Origin of the sequence: Streptomyces sp. NPDC093221 (assembly GCF_044753885.1) — a bacterium.
In the GTDB taxonomy this organism is placed as follows: domain Bacteria; phylum Actinomycetota; class Actinomycetes; order Streptomycetales; family Streptomycetaceae; genus Actinacidiphila.
Window position 1 is genome coordinate 1,274,206 of record NZ_JBIVOA010000002.1, and the last position, 21,854, is coordinate 1,296,059.

Below are 21,854 nucleotides of genomic sequence, written 5' to 3' on the forward strand. Positions count from 1 at the left end.
GGCAAGACAGAGCCCTACGGGCCGGGAACCCAACGCCGCCCAGCCATGAGGTTGGACAGCCCGGCCCACGCGAAATTCATCAGCGTGGCGGCGGACTCCTTGCCCGAGGCACCCCCCCGGTGCGCCGCCCCCCACCCCGCCAACGACTCGGCCGCGCCGACCAGCGCGTGCGCCAGACCCGCGACCTCACGGTCGGCAAGAGCCTCGTCACAGGACGCCCCACCGTCCCGCGCCGCGGCAGCGATCAGCTCGGTGACGAAGGCGACGATCTCCGCCCGCATCACGGCCACTTCGGCCGCGAAGGGCTCACCGACCGTACGGGCCTGGCTGTAGAGGACGGTCCAGCCGTCCGGATGGGCCTCGGTGTGCTCGAAGAAGCCGAGCAGCCCGCTCCAGAGCTGCCGGTCGGCCGCGGCGCCGGGCTCCACGGCGGCGCGCACGGCCGCCTTCAGCGCCTCGGCCTCGCGGCGGATGCAGGCCGTGAAGAGGTCGTCCTTGGAGTTGAGGTAGAGGTACACGAGCGGCTTGCTGACCCCGGCCGCCTCGGCGATCTCGTCCATGGACGCGGCGCGGTACCCGCGCCGCGCGAAGGTCGCCACCGCCGCGTCCAGCATCTGCTGCTCGCGTACGGCTCGCGGCACCCTCTTGCCCCGCACAGCCACCGGCCCCACCTCTCCCCTTGCGACTCCCCCCGGGGGGACACCCCGAGGGCCACCCCGGGGCAAGCCTAAGGGGCAGGCGTCAGGCGGTGTGCGGCTCGGCGTCGCGCGCGGTCTCGCGGGCGGAGTCACGCGCGGCGTCGTCCGCCTCGTCCTCCATGGTGATGTTCGCGGCGAGGTTCAGCCGCGTGCGCTCCACCCGGTCGGACACCTGACGGGCCGCCTGCTCGCGGGCTCCGCGCAGGAGCACCCAGCTCAGGGGCGCCGACACGATCAGCGCGAGCAGGACCACCCACAGGTAGTTCGAGTCCCCCAGCCCCGCTGGCAGGACATGCAGCCGGACCAGCCCCCAGATGACGCCGAAGGAGGCGACGATGAGGCCGAAGCGCAGTGCGGTGTAACGGAACATGCCTTCAGTGAAGCACGCCGCCTCCGCGCCGGAGGAAGAGGGTGTGCGACCCGGAGCACCGGCCGCCCCTCGGAGCGTCGCGCCGACGTCACAGCGTCAGGAGCATCACGATGTCGTCGCGGTCGTCACCGGGGGCGACCCGGATGGCGGCCGGAATGCGGCCGACCTCCTTGTAGCCGCAGGCGGCGTAGAAGAGGTCGACGCCGGTGCCGCCGCGGCAGGTGAGGCGGACGGCCTCGATGCCGTGGAAGCCGCGGGCCGCTTCCTCGACGGCGGCCATGAGCGTACGGCCGTGGCCGCGGCCCTGGTGGGAGGGGTGGACCATGAGTGTGTAGAGCCAGATCCAGTGCGTCATGAGCCGGTGGCTGTTGTACGCGAGGAAGGCGGTGGCGGCGACGCGCCCGTCCTCGTCGCGGCCGACGAGCAGGCGGCGTTCGCCGGAGCGGACGGCGGCCAGTGACCGGTCCATGTCGGGACGGACGTCGTCCGGGGTGACGGGAGGCACGAAACCGACGGCACCCCCCGCGTTGGACACATCGGTCCACAGGGCGAGGATGCCGTCGGTCAGTTCGTCGTCAATGAGCGGATCAAGCTCACAGGTAAGACCCATAAGGGCAGCTTACCCATTACTAAAGCGGAGCGCTGTCACCGGCGTCACACCCGCATCGGCTGCGGCGACTCCCGGCGCGACTCGTCGGGGCCCGGGTACTCCCGGATGATCTCGTAGCGGGTGTTCCGCTCGACCGGCCGGAACCCCGCGTCGCGGATGAGGTCCAGGATGTCGTCCCGCGTGAGCTTGTTGGGCGTGCCGTAGTCGTCGGCGTCGTGCGTGATCTTGTACTCGACGACCGAGCCGTCCATGTCGTCCGCGCCGTGGTTGAGGGCGAGCTGCGCGGTGGACAGGCCGTGCATGACCCAGAAGACCTTGACGTGCGGCACGTTGTCGAAGAGCAGCCGGGAGACCGCGAAGGTCTTGAGCGCTTCCGCGCCGGAGGCCATCGTCGTACGGGCCTGGAGGGTGTTGCGGACCTTGCCGTCCTTCATGTCCACGAAGTCGTGCTGGTAGCGCAGCGGGATGAAGACCTGGAAGCCGCCGGTCTCGTCCTGGAGTTCACGCAGCCGCAGGACGTGGTCGACGCGGTGCTTCGGCTCCTCGATGTGGCCGTAGAGCATCGTCGAGGGGGTCTTGAGGCCCTTGGAGTGCGCGAGGCGGTGGATCCGGGACCAGTCCTCCCAGTGGGTGCGGTGGTCCACGATGTGCTGGCGGATCTCCCAGTCGAAGATCTCGGCGCCGCCGCCGGTCAGCGACTCCAGGCCCGCGTCGATGAGCTCGTCCAGGATGTCGGAGGCCGACATGCCGGAGATCGTCTCGAAGTGGTGGATCTCCGTGGCGGTGAACGCCTTGAGCGACACCTGCGGCAGGGCTTCCTTGAGCGCCTTCAGCGAGCGCGGGTAGTAGCGCCACGGCAGCGACGGGTGCAGGCCGTTGACGATGTGCAGCTCGGTGAGGTTGTCGCCCTCCATCGCCTTGGCGAGCTTGACCGCCTCCTCGATCCGCATCGTGTACGCGTCCTTCTCCCCCGGCTTGCGCTGGAAGGAGCAGTACGCGCACGACGCGGTGCACACGTTCGTCATGTTGAGGTGCCGGTTGACGTTGAAGTGGACGACGTCACCGTTCTTCCGCGTGCGCACGTGGTGGGCGAGGCCGCCCAGCCACGCGAGGTCGTCGGACGCGTAGAGCGCGATGCCGTCCTCGCGGGTCAGCCGCTCACCGGCGTAGACCTTCTCCTCCAGCTCGCGCTTGAGCCCAGCGTCCATCTGCTCCTCCTACCAAGTCGACCTCACCGAGGCTACTCCCCCGGCCATCGGCCGGGAGGCACCCCCGTTCACGCCTCTTCGGGAAGCGCCCCGACGCGGTTCTCCCACTTGGTGGACAGCACGATCGTGGTACGCGTCCTGGCCACGCCCTTGGTGCCGGACAGCCGACGGATGGTGCGCTCCAGGCCGTCGACGTCGCCGACCCTGACCTTGAGCATGTACGAGTCGTCGCCCGCGATGAACCAGCAGTCCTCGATCTCGTCCAGGTCGCGCAGCCGGGTGGCGACCTCTTCGTGGTCGGCGGCGTCACTCAACTGGAGGCCGACGAGCGCGGTCACGCCGAGGCCGAGCGCGGTGGGCGCGACGGTGGCGCGGTAGCCGGTGATCACCCCGGCCTGTTCGAGGCGGTTGATGCGGTCGGTGACGCTCGGACCGGAGAGACCCACGAGTCGGCCCAGCTCCGCGTACGACGCCCGGCCGTTCTCGCGCAACGCCTGGATGAGCTGCCTGTCCACCGCGTCCATCAGAATGGACCCTCCCGTTCGTGCCGCGACTGCGCTGTCCGGACAAGAATCTAAGGCATCAACGGGTGTGCGCCCTGCGCATCTGCTCTTCCGATGCCCGAATCACCCAGGTCCGGACCATCCGGCCCGCAGGAATCGCGCGCCGCGCGGCTCAGCCGCCCGATCCCTCGCCCAGGCCCCCGCCCAGCTCGCCGCGCCAGCGGCGGTACAGCTTGTGCGGCACCCCCGCCGCGTCCAGCGCCCGCCCCGCCACGAAGTCCACCAGGTCCTGGATGTGCGTGGCGCCCGCGTAGAAGGCGGGCGAGGCCGGGAGCACCACGGCGCCCGCGTCGTCCAGCGCCACCAGGTGACGGAGCGTCTGGCCGCCGAGCGGTGTCTCGCGGACGGCGACCACCAGCGGGCGGCGCTCCTTGAGCGTGACGCTCGCCGCGCGCTGGAGCAGGTCCTTGGACAGACCGAGCGCCACCCCGGCCACGCACGCGGTGCTCGCGGGCACGATCAGCATCCCCTTGGCCGGGTACGAGCCGGAGGAGGGACCCGCCGCCAGGTCGCCCGCGGGCCAGTACCGTACGGCCGACAGGTCCGCGAGGCCGGTGTCGCGGGTGATGTCGGTGGTGCCGTCGGCGCCGCGGGCCAGCCAGCGGGCCAGGTCCTCGCGCCAGTGCGCGTCCCTGAACGGCTCGCCGGTCTCGTCCAGCAGCGTCAGCCGGGCGGCCCGGCTGACCACCAGGTCCACCGCCTCGCCCGCCGACAGCAGCGCGCGCAGCACGGCCGCGGCGTACGGCGTCCCGGAGGCCCCGGACACGCCCACCACCCACGGCCTGCGCTCGGTGTCGTCCATACGGTCGACCCTAACGACCCCGCGATCGACCCGCGCGAGCGGGAACCCGGGAGGCGTGCGCGGACGTTGTGCACACGGGAGAGCACTGGACCTGAGGGGGGCTTCGGTGACGTACGGACAGACCGCGGGACGATCAGCCGGTACGGGAGGGCGCGCCGACTCGCTGCTCGCACCGCTGCGCGCGGGCGGCCGGGTGACGGCCGCCGGCGTCCTCATGCTGGGCTGGGTCGGGCTGCTGTGGGTGATCGAGGCGGTCGACGTGATCGCCGGGCACCGTCTCGACTCGCTCGGCATCGTGCCCCGCAAGCCGGCCGAGCTGATCGACGTCGTCCCGTCCGCCTTCATCCACTTCGGCTTCGGGCACGTGGCCTCCAACAGCCTGCCGCTGCTCGTCCTGGGCTTCATCGCCGCGCTGCGCGGCATCGGCCGCTATCTGGCCGTCGCCTTCACCGTCATCGTGATCGGCGGCCTCGGCGTGTGGCTGATAGCCCCGGCCCACACCAACACCGCGGGCGCCTCCGGGCTGGTCTTCGGGCTGTTCAGCTATCTGCTGGTGCGCGGCTTCGTGGACCGCAGGGCGCTGGACATCGTGGTCGGCGTCGTCGTCGGCGCGGTCTACGGCTCGATCCTGTGGGGGGTGCTGCCGACCGCGAGCGGAGTCTCCTGGCAGGGGCACCTGTTCGGGCTGATCGGCGGCGTGGTGGCCGCGTTCCTGTTCCGCGAACGGACGGTGGCCGTCACGGCGTGACGGCCACGGCACGACGGCCGCGTCGGGACGGGACGGTGTCACGCCGTCAGTCCGCGTCACCGGGTCACCGCTACACCGGGTCACCGCGACACCCGCGACCCCGTGACCGTGATCACGCGCTGAAGTGCGCCGATCCCCCGCCAACAGCCCCGTGCCGGGCGGAAACTCCCGCGAGTCACAGCCTCCGCACAGTTATCCTTCTAGTCATACTTTCTTCCGTCACGTCCAAGGAGTCCGTCATCATCACCATGCGCAAGGGCCTTGCCGCCGCCGGAGTCGTGGCCATGATCGCCGCCGGTTCCGCAGCCTGCGGGACGGCCGCGGCCTCCAGCCCGGACACGAAGGTCAAGAACGCTTTCGAGAAGCTCAACGGCGAGAAGTCGCTGACCCTCGGGGTGCGCTTCGACGCCTCGGCGGACCAGATCTACACCGCGCTCCAGGGTGAGGAGGACTTCACCAAGGAGACGGCCAAGACGCTGGCCGACCTGCGGGTCGCGGTCGCCCTCAGCGCCGACAAGGCGTTCAAGGACCTCAAGGACGGCGACAAGAGCTCCTTCGCCTTCCAGCTCGGCGCCGACGGCTCCGGCAAGAAGAGCCTGGTCGACGTCCGGGCCGTGAACGACAAGGTGTACCTGCGCCTGGACCTCAAGGGCTTCGAGACGCTGATCGGCTCCTCCAGCAAGGACGCGGCGCAGCTCAACGAATTCCTCGGCATGGCCGACGAACTGCCCGCCTCGCTCGCCTCGGTGAAGTCCGCCCTCAAGGGCGACTGGATCAGCCTGGACCTGAAGTCCTTCGAGTCCTTCGCCAAGTCCATGTCCAAGGACGGCGACTCGCCGCTCGGCGCGCTCCCCGACACCAGCAAGGGCCTGGACGCCAAGACGCAGCAGCAGGTCGTGGACGCGCTGCGCAAGGCGCTGGTGAACAACGCCAAGTTCAAGGAGCTGGGCAACCACGACGGCGCCGACCACGTCGAGGTCACCGTGCCCGCGCGGCAGCTCGCCAAGGAGCTGGAAGGCAGCCTCGGTTCGCTGACCAGGCAGATCCCCGACTTCAAGCCGTCGGACCTGGAGAAGGTGCCGAACAAGACGGTGGCCGTGGACGTCGCCGTCAAGGGCGGCAAACTCGCCGGGATCAGCCTGGACGTCGCCCAGTTCGACACCAAGGCCAAGGGCAAGCTGCCCCTGGTGGTCGACGTCAACAGCGGCGCCGACCCGGTCGGCGCCCCCTCCGGCGCCAAGGTCCTCAACCCGCAGGACCTGATGGGCCTGTTCATGTTCGCCTTCGGCCACGACGACGACAGCTCGGCGGACGACTCCGGCCTGGATTCGTAGGCACCCGCGCGGGGCCGTACGACCCACGGCCCCGCGCATCGCCTCACGTGCGCGGCCCGGTCACCAGGACGGCGGTTCTACAGACCGAGGCCGCGCACGCTCAGGTCGAGCAGCGCGCACACGAAGAGCGCGATCCCGATGAAACCGTTCACCTGGAAGAACGCCCGGTTGAGGCGGCTCAGGTCGTGCGGCCGGACGATCGAGTGCTCGTAGAGGAACGCCGCGCCGACGACCGCCAGGCCGATCCACCAGAAGACGCCCGCGTGGGTGGCGAGTCCGTACCAGACCAGCAGGCCCGTGGTCACGGCGTGGCAGACGCGCGCGCCGTACAGCGCGGCCGGGATGCCGAAGCGGGCGGGGACGGACTTCACGCCCTCGGCGCGGTCGGCCGCCACGTCCTGGCAGCCGAAGATCAGGTCGAAGCCGCCGATCCAGACGCCCACCGCGAGCCCCAGGATCACCGCGTCCCACGACCAGGCGCCGGTCACCGCGAGCCAGGCGCCGATCGGGCCCATCGCCTGCGCGACGCCCAGGATGGCGTGCGGGAAGTTGGTGAACCGTTTCCCGTACGGGTAGACCACCATCGGCACCACCGCGATCGGCGCGAGCGCCAGGCACAGCGGGTTGAGCAGCGCGGCGGCGCCGAGGAAGACCGCGACGGCGATCAGCGCGCCGGTCCACGCGGACCGTACGGAGACCGCGCCGGTGACCAGTTCGCGCCCGGCGGTCCGCGGATTGCGCGCGTCGATCTCGCGGTCGATGATCCGGTTGCACGCCATGGCGAAGGTCCGCAGGCCCACCATCGCGACGGTGACCAGCAGCAGCTCCAGCCAGTGCACCGAGCCGTCGTCGAGGAACATCGCGGTCAGCGCCGCGGTGTAGGCGAAGGGCAGCGCGAAGACCGAGTGCTCGATCATCACCAGCCGCAGGAACGCCCGCACCGGTTCGCCGCCGCTCGCGCGGGGAGGCCCGGCCTTCGCGCTGCCTCCGTCCAGGATCGCCTCGCCGCTCACAGCCCGTACTCCTTCCAACGCTTGGTCACCCGTTCCGCGGTCTCCGGGTCGGAGAGCACCATTTCCGGCCAGCCGCCGTCGCGGGTGTAGCCCTCCTCCGGCAGCTTACGGGTCGCGTCGATGCCCGCCTTGCCGCCCCAGAACTGCTGGTACGAGGAGTGGTCGAGGTGGTCGACCGGGCCCTCGACGACGGTGAGGTCACGGGCGTAGTCGGTGTTGCCGAGCGCCCGCCAGGCGACTTCGTGCAGGTCGTGGACGTCACAGTCGGCGTCCACGACGATCACGAGCTTGGTGAGGGACATCATGTGCGCGCCCCACACGGCGTGCATCGTCTTCTGCGCGTGCTTCGGGTACTTCTTGTCGATCGAGACGATCGCGCAGTTGTGGAAGCCGCCCGCCTCCGGCAGGTGGTAGTCCACGATGTCCGGAATGATGACCTTCAGCAGCGGCAGGAAGAACCGCTCGGTGGCGCGGCCCAGCGGTCCGTCCTCGGTCGGCGGGCGGCCGACGACGATGGACTGGAACAGCGGGCGCTTGCGCATCGTGACGCAGTCGACGGTCAGCGCGGGGAACGGTTCCTGCGGGGTGTAGAAGCCGGTGTGGTCGCCGAACGGCCCCTCCGGCAGCGTCTTCCCCGGCTCCAGCCAGCCCTCCAGCACGACCTCGGCGTGCGCGGGCACCTGGAGCGGCACCGTCTTGCAGTCGACCATCTCCACCCGCTTGTTCTGCACGAAGCCCGCGAACAGGTACTCGTCGATGTCGCCGGGGAGCGGCGCGGTGGAGGCGTACGTGACGGCGGGCGGGCAGCCGAAGGCGATGGCGACCGGGAGGCGTTCGCCGCGGCGCTGGGCGACCTGGTAGTGGTTGCGGCTGTCCTTGTGGATCTGCCAGTGCATGCCGATGGTGCGCCGGTCGTGCCGCTGGAGCCGGTAGAGGCCGAGGTTGCGGACCCCGGACTCGGGGTCCTTGGTGTGCGTCAGGCCGAGGTTGAAGAAGGAGCCGCCGTCCTGCGGCCAGGTGAACAGGGCGGGCAGCGCGTCGAGGTCGACGTCGTCGCCGGTGAGGACGACTTCCTGTACGGGGCCGTCCTTGATCTTCTTCGGCGGCACGTGCGTCATCCCGGCGAGCTTGCCGAACGCCTCCCGCATCCCGACGAAGCCCTGCGGCAGTTCCGGCTTGAGCAGCCCGGCGATCTTGTCGCTGATGTCGGAGTACGCGCTCAGGCCGAGCGCCTTCAGCAGGCGCCGGTCGGTGCCGTACACGTTCATCGCCAGCGGGGCGACCGAGCCGCGGACGTTCTCGAAGAGCAGCGCGGGGCCGCCCGCCTTGTTGACCCGGTCGGTGATCTCGCCGACCTCCAGATACGGGTCGACCTCGGCCTTGATCCGCCGGAGGTCGCCGTCCTTCTCCAGGGCCCGCAGGAACGAGCGGAGATCGTCGTAAGCCATGGGCCCCAGTCTTCCATCCCGCTCCGGCGTCGGACGCGCCGCCTCGTTAGGCTGGGCGTCCTGAGCAATGTTCCGTGGGGGGCCTCTGTGCTGAAGTACCTGCCGTACCTGATGGTGATCGCGCTGTGGATCTACGCCTTCGTGGACTGCCTCGGCACTCCCGAGCGGGAGGTGCGCGGGCTGCCGAAGCTGGTGTGGGTGCTGATCATCCTGTTCTTCGGCGAGGTGCTGATCGGACCGGTGGCCTGGCTGCTGATCGGCCGGCGGCGCGGCCCGGTCCGGGTGCGCACCTCCGAGGGCGCCACGCCCTCGGAGTGGCACCGGGACCACGAAGGGACCCGCGGGCGGCACGAGGACCCGCGCGAGGTCGACGAGCCGCGGCCGCGTACCCGCCAGGTGTGGGTCGCCCCGGACGACAATCCGGAGTTCCTGCGCTCGCTCAGCGAACTGAACAAGCAGAACAGGGAAGGCAAGGACGGCGGCGCGGCCCCGTCCGAGGGCGACCAGGAGGACCCTGCGGGCGACCGGTGAGGAATCCGGCCCCGGGGGATCAGACCCCGGCGTACGAGTGCTTGCCGGTGACGAAGATGTTCACGCCGTAGTAGTTGAACAGGAAGCACGCGAAGGCGATCAGCGCCAGATACGCGGCCTTGCGGCCCTTCCACCCGGCGGTGGCGCGGGCGTGCAGGTAGCAGGCGTACGCGACCCAGGTGATGAACGCCCAGGTCTCCTTCGGGTCCCAGCCCCAGTAGCGGCCCCAGGCGGCCTGCGCCCAGATCGCGCCCGCGATGATGGTGAACGTCCACAGCGGGAAGACCAGCGCGTTCATGCGGTACGCGAACTTGTCGAGGCTCGCCGCCGCGGGCAGCCGGGACATGACGTCGGCCCAGCGGCTGTTCTGCGTGCGGTTGGCGGCCAGCGCCGTCTCGTAGCGGTCGCGGAACAGGTAGAGCAGCGTGCCGACCGCGGCGAGGTAGAAGATCGCGCCGGAGATGATCGCGCACGACACGTGGATCCACAGCCAGTACGAGTGCAGCGCGGGCACGAGCTGGTCGCTGGAGGTGTAGAGCACCGACAGGGCCAGGCCCAGGTCGAGCAGGACCGTCGTGGTGAGGAACAGACCGATCCAGCGGACGTTCTTCTTCAGCACGAGCAGCAGCAGGTACGCGCCGACGGCGACCATGCCGAAGGTGGTGGAGAACTCGTACATGTTGCCCCACGGGGGGCGCTGTACGGAGATGGCGCGGAAGAGGACGCCGCCGAAGTGCAGCAGCCAGGCGAGGGCGGTGAAGGCCACCGCGATCCGCCCGTAGAGGTCGCCCTTCTCGTCGTCGCCCGCGGCGCCGGGGCCGTCGGCGATGCCGCGGTCGCTGGCGGAGGCGCGGGTGATGACCTTGGGGACGATGCTCGGGCGCGGGCGCTCCAGGGTGGTGGTGGCGCCGCCGCGCTGGGCGACCTTGACGGTGACCGCGGGGGCCGCCGCCTTGGCCGCCTCGGCCTCGCGCGTCTCCGCGGCGAGGGCCGCGGACTGCACGGCGACCTTGCTGCGGCTGCCGAAGACCCACTCCGCGAGGTGCGCGAGGAAGGCCAGCGCGTACACGAACATCGCCGAGCGGATCAGGTAGTTGCTGTAGTTCGCGAAGTTCTCGTTGACCGCGGACGCGATATTCACGCGCGGGCTCCTTCGTCGTCTGTCCGGGGGGTTGACTCTACGGGGACCGGATTGTCCGGTTGGCCGGTGCCCTCGCCGGGGCTCTCGACCGTGTTCTCAGCGTTCGCTGCGTTCGCTGCGTTATCGGCGTTCTCGGCCTTCCCGGCCGTCTCGGCGTTCGCGGCCGTCTCGGCGTTCCCGGCGGAATTCCCGACCGGGTCCTCGTCCTCGTCCTCGTCCGGGAGGGCCGGGGCCTCCGGCTGGAGCTGGAGCGCGATGTCGCCGATCTCCTCGGCGATCCGCACCGACTCGCTGCGGCCGAGGCCGCCCATCTCGACCACGGTGGTGCCGTCGGGGCCGGGCACGGCGCGCACCCAGATCCTGCGGCGCTGGATGAAGAGCGAGCCCATCAGGCCGAGGATCGCGGCGACACCGCTGATCAGCGCGGTCTCGTTGCCCGACTGGTGGGAGACCTGGAAACTGGCCCAGGTCTTGACCCCGGTGAAGGTGAGGCTGCCCGCGCCGTCCGGCAGGGTGATGGCCTCGCCGGGCTTGAGCGCGACGGCGTTGATGCCGGGAGTCGAGGTCTCCAGCTTGAACTGCTTCATCTTCGTCGTGTCGAGCTGGTAGACGTTCTTGGAGACGCCCCCGTCGATGCCGAGGTCGCCGTGGTAGGCGTTGAGGAACAGCAGCGGGCTCTCCAGGCCGGGGAAGAACGAGCGCGGGCCCTGGCCCGCGTCACCGGTCGGCGTGAAGTAGCCGGTGAAGGCGAGCTGCTGCGGCTTGCCGTCCTTGCCGACCGCGTCGGGCACCTTGATCGTGCCGGTGGACGTGATGTTGCTGTCCTGCGGCAGGAACGGCACCGGGCCCCGGAAGGCCACATTGCCCTTGGCGTCCTTGACGGTGACGATCGGCGCGTAGCCGTGGCCGATCAGATAGACCTTCTCGCCGCCGATGCTCAGCGGGTGGTTGGTGTCGATCGTGCCCTTGACGGGCTTGCCGTCGGCGCCGTCCCAGTAGTGGATGTTGGCCTTGAAGACCCGCGGGCTGCCGATGTCGGGCCCGCTGGTCTCGTACGCGGAGTCGAAGCTGTCGAGCTTGAAGCCGAACGGCTTGAGGTCGTCCGCGGTGTAGAGGGTGGACGGCGAGAAGTCGTCGTACTGCGTGAGGTTGTTGGTGAAGCCGTCGCCCTCGACGATCAGCTTGCCGCCCTCGGCCTTGTTCAGCGAGGTGACGGCGAAGGAGATCAGCAGGCCGAAGAGCGCGATGTGGAAGAGCAGATTGCCGGTCTCGCGCAGGTAGCCCTTCTCCGCGGCGACCGAACCGCCGCCGCCCTTGCCGTCCTTGCCGGTGCCGTCGCTCAGCGCGGTACGGAACCGGCGTCCGCGCAGCGCCTTGTGCGCGGCGTGCAGCACCTGCTCGGGCTCGGCGTCGGTGCGCCAGGTCGAGTACGCGGGCAGCCGCGTGAGGTGGCGCGGCGCGGCCGGCGGCCTGGCCCGGAGCTGGCCGACGAACTGCCAGGTGCGCGGGACGATGCAGCCCGCGAGGGAGACGAACAGCAGGATGTAGATCGCCGCGAACCACGGCGAGCTGTAGACGTGGAACATCCCGAGCCGGTCGTACAGCGGGCTGATGCCGGGGTGGGTCTTCTTGAACGCCTCGACCTTGAGCGCGTCGGAGTGCTGCGGGATCAGCGAGCCGGGGATGGCGGCCAGCGACAGCAGGAAGAGCAGGACCAGGGCGATCCGCATCGAGGTGAGCTGCCGCCACATCCAGCGCAGCAGGGCGAGGGTGCCGATCGCGGGCGCGCTGCGCAGGGTGTCGACGGGCTGGGTGCTGAGCTGCGCGCCCGCGGCGCCCAGCCCGTCGCGCTCCTGGGGCGCTTCGCCGCCCGTGCCCTTGTCGTTGCCCTCGCGCGGCTCGCGCTCGGTTTTCTCCGTGACGCTCATGGGTCAGACCCCTGGGGTGAAGCTGCTCGACCAGATCTGCATCTGGTAGGTGATGTGGTCCCAGACGCCGGTGACGAGGAGGACGCCGACCGCGACGAGCATCGCGCCGCCGGCGCGCATCACCCACACGTAGTGGCGTTTGACCCACGCGAACGCGCCGAGCGTACGACGGAAAGCTATGGCGGCCACGATGAACGGCACACCGAGGCCCGCGCAGTAGAACGCCATCAGCAGCGCCCCGCGGCCCGCGCTGGCGTCGTTGAAGGCCAGCGCGTTGACGGCGCCGAGAGTGGGGCCGACGCAGGGCGCCCAGCCGAGGCCGAAGAGCAGACCGAGCACCGGCGCCCCGGCCAGGCCCAGCGCGGGCCGGTAGTGGAAGCGGAATTCGCGCTGGGTCAGGCCGCCGACGATGCCCATGAAGGCCAGGCCGAGGACGATGGTGAGGCCGCCGAAGATCTTGGAGAGGATCTGCCGGTGCACGAGCAGTTGCGCGCCGAAGTTGCCGAACAGGGCGCCGCCGGAGACGAACAGGGCGCTGAAGCCGAGCACGAACAGCGACGAGCCCAGCAGCATCCGGCCCCGCTTGGCCTCGGCGAGGTCGGTGCCGGTGACGCCTGTCACGTACGACAGATAGCCGGGGACCAGCGGCAGGACGCAGGGCGAGAAGAAGGAGATCAGCCCGGCGAACATGGCGATCGGGATGGCGGCCAGCAGCGCCCCGGTGAGCACCGTCTGGTTGGGGTCGGTCGCGGCGCTCAGGGTGACGACCGCGGCGGCGGCGCTTGCCTGCACGTCACTTCTCCGCGATGAGCGGGTCGATGATCTGGTGCAGGTCCTCGACGCTGAGCGGCTTCAGCGCGCGGACGGCGAGCTTGCCCTGCCGGTCGATGACGAGGGTGGCGGGCAGGCTCTGCGGGTTGAGGCTGCCCTTGGGGAAGCGCAGGATCAGCGAGCCGTAGGGGTCGTACAGGCTGGGGTACGGGATCTCGAAGCGCTTGTCGAAGCGTTCGGCGTTGGAGACGTCCAGGTCCCGGGTGTTGATGCCGAGGAACTGCACGCCCTTGTCCTTGTCGGCGTTGGCGACCTCGGCGAGGTTCGGCGCCTCCGCGCGGCAGGGCGCGCACCACGAGCCCCAGATGTTGACGACGACGACCTTGCCCTTGTACGCGGCCAGGCTGTCCGTGCCGCCGGTGACCGTCTTGCCCGAGATGTCGGGGGCGGGTTTGCGGTCGGCGGCCTTGAGGACGTTGATCTCGCCGGTGCCGCCCATGAAGTTGGTGTTGTCGGTCCCCGAGGTCGAGGTCGACGAGCAGGCGGCCGTCGTCATCGCGAGCGCGGCGGCCCCGACGAGTGCCGCGGCACTGCGGGGAAAGCGGCGTCGGAGGGCGCGCGTAGGACTCATGTGAAAAGTTTCGCATGGGCCTTCGCGCGATCTTCCACGCCCCCGACGCCAACCCCAAAAACGGCAATTGCCCCAAGTAAGGATCAGGTAGTCGCGGTTCCGGCGCCGACCGGCGCCTTGCCCGAGCTGCTGGTCCCGCCGCTGCTCACGGCGGGGGCGGCGAGGAATTCCCGCCAGCCGCCGGCGGGCGACTGCCCGACCTCCAGCGTCCTGAGCTTGTCCAGGACGGCCGGGTCCTGCGCGTCCAGCCAGTCCACGTACTGCCGGAAGGACACCATGCGGATGTCGCCGTTGTTCGCCTTGTCGCGGGCCGCGGCGACGTGCTTGAACGCTTCTTCAACGGCGTCCATGTAGATCCCGCCGTTCCACTGCTCGAAGTGGTTGCCGATGTAGAACGGCGCGCGGTTGGTCGAGTACGCCCGCTCGAAGCCCGCGATGTACGAGGCGGTGGCCTGCCGGCGCCAGCCCGGGTAGTTGGCCGGGTCGGACTTGGTGGCCGCGTGCGACTGGTTGGCGAGCATGTTGTAGTCCATGGACAGCACCTCGAAGGAGTGTCCGGGGAAGGGGATGAGCTGGAGCGGCAGGTCCCACAGGCCGCCGCGCTTGGAGGGCCACACCTGGTTGCCGCCCGGCGAGCTGGCGTCGTACCGCCAGCCGAGCGCCTTCGCGGTCGGCAGCAGATTGTCCTGGCCGAGCAGGCACGGGGTCCGGCCGCCGACCAGCTCCTTCTCGTAGTCGAAGGGCAGCGGGTCCTGGTCGTGCCAGCCCGTGCTGGTCTTCCAGCTCTTCACGAACGACTTGGCCTGGTCGATCTCGCTCTTCCAGTCGGCCGACGTCCAGCGGCCGACGGTGCCGCTGCCGCCGCAGAAGTGACCGTTGAAGTGCGTGCCGATCTCGTGGCCGTCCAGCCACGCCTGCCGGATGTTGTCCAGCGTCATCCGGACGTGCTGGTCGGTGAGGTAGCCGATGTCCGAGGCGCCCTGCCGGTTGTTCGGCGGCGCGTACTGGAGCTTCTTGCCCTCCGGCAGCAGGTAGAGCCCGGACAGGAAGAAGGTCATGGACGCGCCGTGGTTCTCGGCGAGCTTGCGGAAGCGGGGGAAGAGGCCGTTGCCGACCTCGCCCGCGCCGTCCCAGGAGAAGATCACGAACTGCGGCGGCGCCTGGCCGGGCTCCAGCCGCTCGGGCCTGGGCTGGTTGGGCTGCGTCCCGGTGTACGCCGTCGATCCGTCGCCGATGAGGGTCACGGTCTTCTTCGGGGCCTGGCGGCCGCTCGCCCCCGACTTCTCGCCGGTCTTGCTCGCCACCGGCGTCGCTCCGCCGCCGCTCACCCCCTTCCCCGTGCCGCAGCCGGCGACGCCGAGCCCGGCCGCCGCCGCCCCAGCGCTAGTGGTCAACAGGGTCCTGCGGCTCATGGCGCACATCGTGGAACGGTCCCGTCTCTCGGCTTCTCCGGCCTGACGGCCGAGTGGGCAGAAAAGTGGTCACCCACCATGACGTTCACAAGTTCCTCGCGGTTACGCGGCATGCGGCAAAACTTGCCGAGGTTCCCTCGGGTGGCTCCGGTTCTTCACTCGCCCAGTGGACGGGTGCGCCCCGGCCGGGGCGCGGGGCGGCGAGTCCTAGAGGAGCCGGGCGGGGACCAGGTCCCGCGCGGGCTCGCTGTAGCCGACGGAGACGATGCGGTCGCCGTCGTAGGTGAAGGAGGTCAGGGACGCCAGCGTGCACTGACGGCGGCGCGGGTCGTGCCACAGGCGGCGGCGCTCGGCGTAGCTGCGGGCGATCCAGATGGGGAGCTGGTGGGAGACGCAGACGGCCTCGTGCCCACGGGCGGCGTCGCGGGCGGCGGCCAGCGCGGCCGTCATCCGGACGACCTGGTCGACGTACGGCTCGCCCCAGCTCGGCCGGAAGGGATTGGTGAGGTACTTCCAGTTCGCGGGCTTGCGCAGCGCCCCGTCGCCGACGCCGAAGGTCTTCCCCGCGAAGACGTTCGCCGCCTCGATCAGCCGCTCGTCGGTGCCGACCTCCAGCTCGTGGGCGGCGGCGATGGGCGCGGCGGTCTCCTGGGCGCGCTCCAGCGGGGAGGCCACGACGTAGGTGATGTCGCGCGAGGCCAGGTGCTCGGCGACCCGGTCGGCCATCTTGCGGCCCAGCTCGGACAGGTGGAAGCCGGGGGCGCGCCCGTACAGGATGCCGTCGGGGTTGTGCACCTCGCCGTGCCGCATCACGTGGACAACGGTCATCTCGCTCATGCGTGGGCCTCCGCGGCGGCGCGTGCGGCGGCGGGCAGCGCGGCGGCGATCCGCTCCACGGCCCGCTCGTCGTGGGTGGTCGACACGAACCAGGACTCGAAGGCGGACGGCGGCAGATAGACGCCCTGCGCCAGCATCGAGTGGAAGAAGCCGGTGAAGCGGAACGCCTCCTGCTTCTTCGCGTCCTCGAAGTCACGGACCTCGTCGTCCGTGAAGAAGACGGAGAACATGCTGCCCGCGGTCTGCACGCGGTGCGCGACCCCCTCCTTGCTCAGCGCGGCACTGACCAGCTCCCGGATCTCGACCGACACCGCGTCGACGCGCGCGTACGCGGCCTCGTCGAGGAGCCTGAGCTGCGCGAGGCCCGCGGCGGTCGCGACCGGGTTCCCGGAGAGCGTGCCCGCCTGGTAGACGGGGCCCGCGGGCGCGAGGCGGCTCATCACGTCGGCCCGGCCGCCGAAGGCCGCGGCGGGGAAACCGCCGCCCATGACCTTGCCGAAGGTCATCAGGTCGGGGCGCACCCCGTCGAGCCCGTACCAGCCGGAGCGGCTGACGCGGAAGCCGGTCATCACCTCGTCGGAGATGTAGAGCGCGCCGTCGTCGGCGCAGAGCTGCTTGAGTCCGGCGTTGAAGCCGGGCAGCGGCGGGACGACGCCCATGTTGCCGGGCGACGCCTCGGTGATCACGCAGGCGATCTCGCCGGGGTGCGCGGCGAAGGCGGCGCGTACGGCGTCCAGGTCGTTGTACGGCAGCACGATGGTGTCCCCGGCCTGCGCGCCGGTCACGCCGGGGGTGTCGGGCAGGCCGAAGGTGGCCACGCCCGATCCCGCGGCGGCCAGCAGCGCGTCCACATGGCCGTGGTAGCAGCCCGCGAATTTGACGATCTTCGCCCGGCCGGTGAAGCCGCGCGCGAGCCGGATCGCCGACATCGTGGCCTCGGTGCCGGACGACACCAGCCGTACCTGCTCCAGCGGTTCGACCCGCGCGACCATCTCCTCGCCGAGCGCGACCTCGCCCTCACCGGGTGTGCCGAAGGACGTACCGCGCGTGACCGCGGCCTGGACGGCGGCGATCACCTCGGGGTGCGCGTGGCCGAGAATCATCGGTCCCCACGAGCAGACGAGGTCGACGTACTCGCGGCCGTCGGCGTCGGTGAGATAGGGGCCCGTGCCGGACACCATGAACCGGGGCGTGCCGCCCACGGCGCGGAAGGCCCGCACCGGGGAGTTCACACCGCCTGGTGTCACGGCCGCCGCGCGGTCGAAGAGTTCCTGGGACACTGGTGCTTCGTACGGATAGCTCACACGCACATGCTCTCAAATGCCTGGCGTTGCGCGGCAACGTCTCAACCCTGCATCTGAGACGATGATCGGGTTGCGTGGTTGGGTCTGCGGATGGTCGGGTAGTGGAATGCAGCAGCGCGGTGGCGGACCGGGTGAAGGACCGGGCGAGCACGAGCCCGAACGCGCCCGTCCCACCGGCAGGCGACGCCGTCCCGCGAACCCCGCCGACCGTGTACCGGAAAACCGTTCAACCGCGAGCGAGGGCAGGAGCAGGGGTGGCCGAGTGGGGGTGACCTACAAGTATTTCGGTGCGCCCGACGGCGCCACCGCCGCACGCGTCCCGATCTCCATGCGCCCCGAGGAACTCGGCGGCGACGAACTCGGCCACGGCATGTACACCAAGGTCAAGCCGGAGACGATGGCCGCGATGGTCCTCACCGGCATCGAGGGCATACCCCCCGCCAAGGTCCCGCCGCTCGAACTGGTGGTGCTGCACCCGGACTACGCGGTGGTACGGCTGCCGCACTCGGTCGTCGAGCCGCTGCGCACCGCCAACGAGGAATCGCTGGGCGCCGCCGCCTTCATATGGTCCACCGTGCCGGACCGACGCGGTCCGAGAGACGCGTTCGTGATCTACCAGATGCTCCATGAATGGCAGGATTTCGCCCGCCGCTGCGAGGAGTCCGGTCACCAGCTCTACTGTCTCGTCTGGCCCTGACCGGCCGCCCCTTCCTCTCGCGTCTTCCTCGTTCTTCCCCGCCTTCGCGGACCTACGCCGCACACTCGCGCCCGACTCCGCGCCACCGCGCGCCTTCTCCGGGCCGCCCGGATTGCGCGTTTCCGGCCAACTGGTGACTGGCGGATCACCGCAACGGCTTGCATGCGCCAAATACCCCCCGCAATACGGGATATCGCACCCTCAAGCGCTCAATTTCCCGCGCGCGCCGCCGACTCCTCGTACAGCTCGATGTCGGCCAGGCCCGAGCCGGGCGTCACCAGACAGCTCACGAGAACCTCGTGCTTCTGCGCGGGCTCGGCGCACTGCCAGGTGCCCGCGGGGACGAGCATCTGGAGATGGGTGACGGGATAGTCATGTCCCGGTCCCAGCAGGGTCGTTGAAGCCTCCGCCGAGCCGTTCTCCACCGGGGCCCCGCCGGTGCCGCCCTGGCGCAGCCGGAGCTGGCCGCCGCGCCGCCACAGCCACAGCTCGTCCGAGCTCACCCGGTGCCAGGACGACCGCTCCCCCGGGCTGAGCAGGTAGTGGATCAGTACGGCGGTCGGCCGGACACCGTCGAGACCCGGCACGGGCACCTCGACCGGTGAGGTGTAGACCCGGCCGTACCAGCCGCCTCCGGGATGGGGCTCAAGGCTCAGTTCATGCGCGGTACGCGGACGTAGACCCATATGACACCTCCTGCGCCACTACGGCTGCGCCCGCGGAGGCGGACGCCGTACCGTCGCGGCGACCGTACCCCGCGGGGGCGGCGGCACCGTAATCAGGCCGTCTTCAGCGTCTTGATCACGCCGTGTTCGGTCCCGCTGTCTCGGGTCACGCCGTTTTCGGTCACGCCGTCTTGAGGCGGAGGATCAGGGTGATCACCGACAGCACCGCGAGGAAGGCGGGGAAGGCGGCGACCTGTGCCGGGTCGTGGACCTTGAGGTGGGTGCCGGTGGCGCCGATCAGCAGCAGGACGGCGCCGGCCGCGGCGGCGACGCCGAGCGGGGCCCAGGCCAGACCGATCAACAGGCCACCGCAGGCGGCGATTTCGAGCAGGCCGATGGCGCGGGAGAGGGACAGGGACAGGCCCAGGTGCTCCGCGGTCTCGGCGGCCTTCGGGTGGTTGATCACCTTGAAGGTGCCGAGCGCGGCGAAGACCAGCGCCAGGACGAGGGACAGCACGACGGTGACGGCGAACATCGGGGCTCCGGGGTGAGGGGAAGGCTTACGGGGACGCGTACGGCCGTCAGATCCAGCTCGACAGCCGGCCGAGCTGGGGGATGATGTGCGCTTCCTCGAGGTCCAGGTGGGCCGCGAGGTGGTCGGCGAGCGCCTGGACGGCGTCCTGCGCGGTGGCCCAGTCGGCGTCGGGCAGCGCGCCGACCGACGTGATCATCGCGTCGAGCAGCGAGCCGAGCGCCAGGTGGTCCGCGGTGAGCCTGTCGACCACCGGACGCAGCTCGGGGGCGATGCGCAGCACGGCGGGGAAGATCCGGAAGTCCTCGATGGAGTGGTGCGCGTGCACCGTCTGGCAGTACATGTCGCAGAACGACTTGAGCTGCCAGGCGGCCTGACGCAGCGTCAAGTCGTCCATGCGGGCGTGGACTTCGCCGAGCGCGGCCGGGTCCTTCGCGGCGAGCAGCCGCAGGGCCTGGCCGAGCGAGTCCAGGTCGCGGCGCAGGGCGGCGTGCGCGCCGAGCAGCGTACTGACCATGGCGCGGCCCGCGGGCGTGGTGGCCGTACCGCCGCCGCCCGTACCCGGGGTCTGGGGCGTGCTCATCGGTTCGCGCCTTCCTTGCTCACCGCTTCGCGGACCGCCGGGACGACCTCGGCGTGGAAGGTCTCGATCTGCCGGGCGTGGTCGGCCATCGGGGTCAGGACGAAGGCGCTGACGCCGCCGTCGAGGACCAGTTCGGTGAGCCGTTCCGTCCACGCGGCGCTGCCCTCGTTGAAGGGCGCGCCGCCGTTTCCGTCGATCCGGCCGATGATGTTGTAGAGCCGCCGGACGTCGGACGGGGCGCGGCCCGCGGCCGAAGCGGCCTCGTCCATGCGGTGGTTGAGCGCGATGACCGCGGCCGGGTCGAGGTAGGGGAAGCTCGGCAGCCAGCCGTCGCCGAGGCGCGCGGTGACCTCCAGCATCCGGGGCCGGTACGCGCCGAGCCAGATGCCGATCGGGTGCGCGGGCGCGGGTCCGGGGACGACGCCCTCCAGCCGGTAGTGCTCGCCCTCGTACGCGGCGGGGGTGTCCCCGGCCGCCCACACCCGGCGGATGACCGCGACGGCCTCCTCCAGGGCGTCGATGGCGACCTTGGGCGAGCGGCGCGGGCCGCCCATGCCGCCTCCGCCGTGGTCGGCCGCGGCTCCGGCGCCGAGGCCGAGTTCCACCCGGCCGCCGCTGATCAGGTCGAGCGAGGCGGCGGCCTTGGCGAGCATGGCCGGCGGGCGCAGCGGGAGATTCGCCACATCGGGGAAGAGCCGGATGCGCTCGGTGCGGGCGGCGAGCACGGACAGCAGCGTCCACGCCTCCAGGGCGGCGCCCATGTAGGGGTGGTCCATGAGGCCGAGTAATTCGAAGCCGCGGCTGTCGGCGAGTTCGGCGAGCCGGATCAGCTCGTCGATCCGGGCGGCCTCCGGGTTCAGCGCGATGCCGAACTCCAGCGGATGGACGCGCTCGGCGGTCGTCGGGGCGGGTGCGGTCACGGGCTCGGACATGAGTGGTCTCTCCGGGGGTTCGGCGTGAAGTCGTTGTCATTAAAGCCGTCGGCCGCGGGCCCCCGCTGTACCGTTGGCGTGACGGTAATTGACGCTGGGCGTCAGGAAAACTGACGGTGCCACGGGGCGGGGGGACTGCGGCGTGCTGGACGTACGGAAACTGCTGCTGCTGCGCGAGGTGGAGGCCCGGGGCTCGATCGCCGGGGCCGCGCAGGCGCTCAACTACACGCGGTCGGCGGTCTCCCAGCACCTGTCGGCGCTCGAAGCGGAGACCGGGGTGCCGCTGCTCGACCGGACGAACGGCAAGGCGACGCTGACCGCCGTCGGCCGGTTGCTGGTCAGGCACGGCGAGGACATCCTGTCCCAACTGGAGACCGCTGAATCGGAGTTGCTGGAATTCAGCGGACAGGTCTACGGCGACCTGCGGGTCGGGATGCCCTTCCACGAGGGCCCGGCGCTGCTCGTGCCGGTGCTGGCCGGGCTGCGGCGCGACCATCCCAACCTCCGGATCACCCTGCACGACGTCCGCAGGAGCGAGGCCCGGCAGGCCGTGCGGCTCAATCAGCTCGACCTGGTCGTCGCCTCCCGCTACGACCAGATCCCCGAGCCGGATGTGCCGGGGCTGACCGAGGAGCCGGTCGCGGGCGACCGCATCCGGCTCGCGGTGCCGCCGGGCCACCCGCTCGCGGAACAGGGCGGGGCCGGGAAGCCTCTGCCGCTGGCCGACTTCGCCCGTGACCCCTGGATCTACGACGAGGGCTCGGCGCTCGGCCGGCTGACCCTGCACGCCTGCCACGGCGCCGGGTTCGCCCCGGACGCCGTGGCCGAGACCGACGACATGCAGGCCGTCCTCGGCCTGGTCTCCCACGGCTGGGGCGTCGCCCTCGTCCCCGACCTGGTCCCCGACCGCCCCGGCTTCCCCGTCGTCCGCGTCACCCCCGCCGCCCTCACCCTCACCCGCCACGTCACCCTCGTGGCCCGCACCGGCACGATCGCCTGCCCCTCGATCTCCGCCGTGCTCACTGCCGTGAGGTCCCTGGTCAACACCCGCCCCCCGACCCCCGCAGCCCCCACCCCCCACTGACCGCCGCCCCGG

The 21,854-nt window shown here is 70.8% G+C and carries 24 protein-coding genes; 5 read left to right on the forward strand and 19 right to left on the reverse strand.

Annotated elements, in window-relative coordinates; translation table 11 throughout:
- Positions 1-14: 14 nt before the first annotated feature.
- The 6 genes from ACIQCJ_RS11660 to ACIQCJ_RS11685 form a co-directional block, all read right to left on the reverse strand.
- Positions 15-614 carry a TetR/AcrR family transcriptional regulator gene (locus ACIQCJ_RS11660; RefSeq protein ID WP_355340728.1) on the reverse strand — a complete coding sequence of 200 codons (600 nt, stop codon included), beginning with the start codon at positions 612-614 and terminating at the stop codon, positions 15-17.
- Positions 615-741: 127 nt separating this feature from the next.
- Complete coding sequence (locus ACIQCJ_RS11665) at positions 742-1,068, reverse strand: DUF4229 domain-containing protein (protein WP_391051930.1); 327 nt, start codon at positions 1,066-1,068, stop codon at positions 742-744.
- Positions 1,069-1,156: 88 nt separating this feature from the next.
- On the reverse strand, positions 1,157-1,678 hold the full coding sequence (locus ACIQCJ_RS11670; protein ID WP_355340512.1) for a GNAT family N-acetyltransferase: 522 nt from the start codon (positions 1,676-1,678) through the stop codon (positions 1,157-1,159).
- A gap of 44 nt (positions 1,679-1,722) precedes the next feature.
- Positions 1,723-2,886 (reverse strand): aminofutalosine synthase MqnE, encoded by a 1,164-nt coding sequence (gene mqnE / locus ACIQCJ_RS11675; protein ID WP_391123817.1) that lies wholly within the window; start codon positions 2,884-2,886, stop codon positions 1,723-1,725.
- Positions 2,887-2,954: 68 nt separating this feature from the next.
- Positions 2,955-3,410 (reverse strand): Lrp/AsnC family transcriptional regulator, encoded by a 456-nt coding sequence (locus ACIQCJ_RS11680; RefSeq protein WP_188281655.1) that lies wholly within the window; start codon positions 3,408-3,410, stop codon positions 2,955-2,957.
- A 151-nt stretch (positions 3,411-3,561) separates the two neighbouring features.
- Complete coding sequence (locus tag ACIQCJ_RS11685; RefSeq protein ID WP_355340518.1) at positions 3,562-4,251, reverse strand: UbiX family flavin prenyltransferase; 690 nt, start codon at positions 4,249-4,251, stop codon at positions 3,562-3,564.
- Positions 4,252-4,465: 214 nt separating this feature from the next.
- Between ACIQCJ_RS11685 and ACIQCJ_RS11690 the strand changes: the two genes are divergently transcribed.
- Complete coding sequence (locus ACIQCJ_RS11690) at positions 4,466-4,999, forward strand: rhomboid family intramembrane serine protease (RefSeq protein ID WP_355340731.1); 534 nt, start codon at positions 4,466-4,468, stop codon at positions 4,997-4,999.
- Between the two features lie 248 nt (positions 5,000-5,247).
- Positions 5,248-6,333: a hypothetical protein gene (locus tag ACIQCJ_RS11695; protein ID WP_402711243.1), complete on the forward strand. Its 1,086-nt coding sequence runs from the start codon at positions 5,248-5,250 to the stop codon at positions 6,331-6,333.
- Between the two features lie 77 nt (positions 6,334-6,410).
- On the opposite strand, the gene mqnP is transcribed toward ACIQCJ_RS11695, so the two are convergent.
- Together mqnP and ACIQCJ_RS11705 are read right to left on the reverse strand one after the other, a co-directional pair.
- Positions 6,411-7,328, reverse strand: a complete 918-nt coding sequence (gene mqnP, locus ACIQCJ_RS11700; protein WP_355340734.1) for a menaquinone biosynthesis prenyltransferase MqnP — start codon at positions 7,326-7,328, stop codon at positions 6,411-6,413.
- A 14-nt stretch (positions 7,329-7,342) separates the two neighbouring features.
- On the reverse strand, positions 7,343-8,794 hold the full coding sequence (locus ACIQCJ_RS11705; protein ID WP_355340524.1) for a menaquinone biosynthesis decarboxylase: 1,452 nt from the start codon (positions 8,792-8,794) through the stop codon (positions 7,343-7,345).
- Positions 8,795-8,881: 87 nt separating this feature from the next.
- Here ACIQCJ_RS11705 and ACIQCJ_RS11710 point away from each other — a divergent pair, with 87 nt between their 5' ends.
- A complete protein-coding gene (locus ACIQCJ_RS11710) occupies positions 8,882-9,325 on the forward strand; it encodes a PLD nuclease N-terminal domain-containing protein (RefSeq protein ID WP_355340526.1) in 444 nt (147 codons plus the stop codon).
- A 19-nt stretch (positions 9,326-9,344) separates the two neighbouring features.
- Here the strand turns inward: ACIQCJ_RS11710 and ccsB are convergent, their stop codons facing one another.
- The 7 genes from ccsB to hemL all read right to left on the reverse strand — a co-directional run bounded on the left by ccsB (position 9,345) and on the right by hemL (position 17,349).
- Positions 9,345-10,466 carry a c-type cytochrome biogenesis protein CcsB gene (ccsB, locus tag ACIQCJ_RS11715; RefSeq protein WP_355340528.1) on the reverse strand — a complete coding sequence of 374 codons (1,122 nt, stop codon included), beginning with the start codon at positions 10,464-10,466 and terminating at the stop codon, positions 9,345-9,347.
- A complete protein-coding gene (locus ACIQCJ_RS11720) occupies positions 10,463-12,394 on the reverse strand; it encodes a cytochrome c biogenesis protein ResB (RefSeq protein ID WP_402711244.1) in 1,932 nt (643 codons plus the stop codon). Before ACIQCJ_RS11720 ends, ccsB begins: the two co-directional genes overlap by 4 nt.
- Before the next feature lie 3 nt (positions 12,395-12,397).
- Positions 12,398-13,186, reverse strand: a complete 789-nt coding sequence (locus ACIQCJ_RS11725; protein ID WP_355340534.1) for a cytochrome c biogenesis protein CcdA — start codon at positions 13,184-13,186, stop codon at positions 12,398-12,400.
- A gap of 1 nt (position 13,187) precedes the next feature.
- Positions 13,188-13,796, reverse strand: coding sequence for a TlpA disulfide reductase family protein (locus tag ACIQCJ_RS11730; protein ID WP_355340537.1), 609 nt, complete (start codon positions 13,794-13,796; stop codon positions 13,188-13,190).
- An 83-nt stretch (positions 13,797-13,879) separates the two neighbouring features.
- Positions 13,880-15,217 (reverse strand): hypothetical protein, encoded by a 1,338-nt coding sequence (locus ACIQCJ_RS11735; protein WP_391163518.1) that lies wholly within the window; start codon positions 15,215-15,217, stop codon positions 13,880-13,882.
- A 198-nt stretch (positions 15,218-15,415) separates the two neighbouring features.
- Positions 15,416-16,045, reverse strand: a complete 630-nt coding sequence (locus ACIQCJ_RS11740) for a histidine phosphatase family protein (RefSeq protein ID WP_355340543.1) — start codon at positions 16,043-16,045, stop codon at positions 15,416-15,418.
- Positions 16,042-17,349 carry a glutamate-1-semialdehyde 2,1-aminomutase gene (gene hemL / locus ACIQCJ_RS11745; protein WP_355340546.1) on the reverse strand — a complete coding sequence of 436 codons (1,308 nt, stop codon included), beginning with the start codon at positions 17,347-17,349 and terminating at the stop codon, positions 16,042-16,044. The genes ACIQCJ_RS11740 and hemL overlap by 4 nt, the downstream gene beginning before the upstream one ends.
- Positions 17,350-17,455: 106 nt before the next feature.
- On the opposite strand from hemL, the gene ACIQCJ_RS11750 reads away from it, so the two are divergent.
- On the forward strand, positions 17,456-18,046 hold the full coding sequence (locus ACIQCJ_RS11750; protein ID WP_223186742.1) for a hypothetical protein: 591 nt from the start codon (positions 17,456-17,458) through the stop codon (positions 18,044-18,046).
- A 209-nt stretch (positions 18,047-18,255) separates the two neighbouring features.
- Here the strand turns inward: ACIQCJ_RS11750 and ACIQCJ_RS11755 are convergent, their stop codons facing one another.
- From ACIQCJ_RS11755 to ACIQCJ_RS11770, 4 genes are all read right to left on the reverse strand, one after another.
- On the reverse strand, positions 18,256-18,732 hold the full coding sequence (locus ACIQCJ_RS11755; RefSeq protein ID WP_355340549.1) for a cupin domain-containing protein: 477 nt from the start codon (positions 18,730-18,732) through the stop codon (positions 18,256-18,258).
- Positions 18,733-18,892: 160 nt separating this feature from the next.
- Positions 18,893-19,246 (reverse strand): DoxX family protein, encoded by a 354-nt coding sequence (locus ACIQCJ_RS11760; protein WP_355340552.1) that lies wholly within the window; start codon positions 19,244-19,246, stop codon positions 18,893-18,895.
- Between the two features lie 46 nt (positions 19,247-19,292).
- Complete coding sequence (locus ACIQCJ_RS11765; protein ID WP_355340555.1) at positions 19,293-19,826, reverse strand: hemerythrin domain-containing protein; 534 nt, start codon at positions 19,824-19,826, stop codon at positions 19,293-19,295.
- Complete coding sequence (locus tag ACIQCJ_RS11770) at positions 19,823-20,758, reverse strand: LLM class flavin-dependent oxidoreductase (protein WP_402711245.1); 936 nt, start codon at positions 20,756-20,758, stop codon at positions 19,823-19,825. Before ACIQCJ_RS11770 ends, ACIQCJ_RS11765 begins: the two co-directional genes overlap by 4 nt.
- 142 nt (positions 20,759-20,900) lie before the next feature.
- Here ACIQCJ_RS11770 and ACIQCJ_RS11775 point away from each other — a divergent pair, with 142 nt between their 5' ends.
- On the forward strand, positions 20,901-21,842 hold the full coding sequence (locus ACIQCJ_RS11775) for a LysR family transcriptional regulator (RefSeq protein ID WP_355340561.1): 942 nt from the start codon (positions 20,901-20,903) through the stop codon (positions 21,840-21,842).
- The last annotated feature ends 12 nt before the right edge of the window (positions 21,843-21,854 follow it).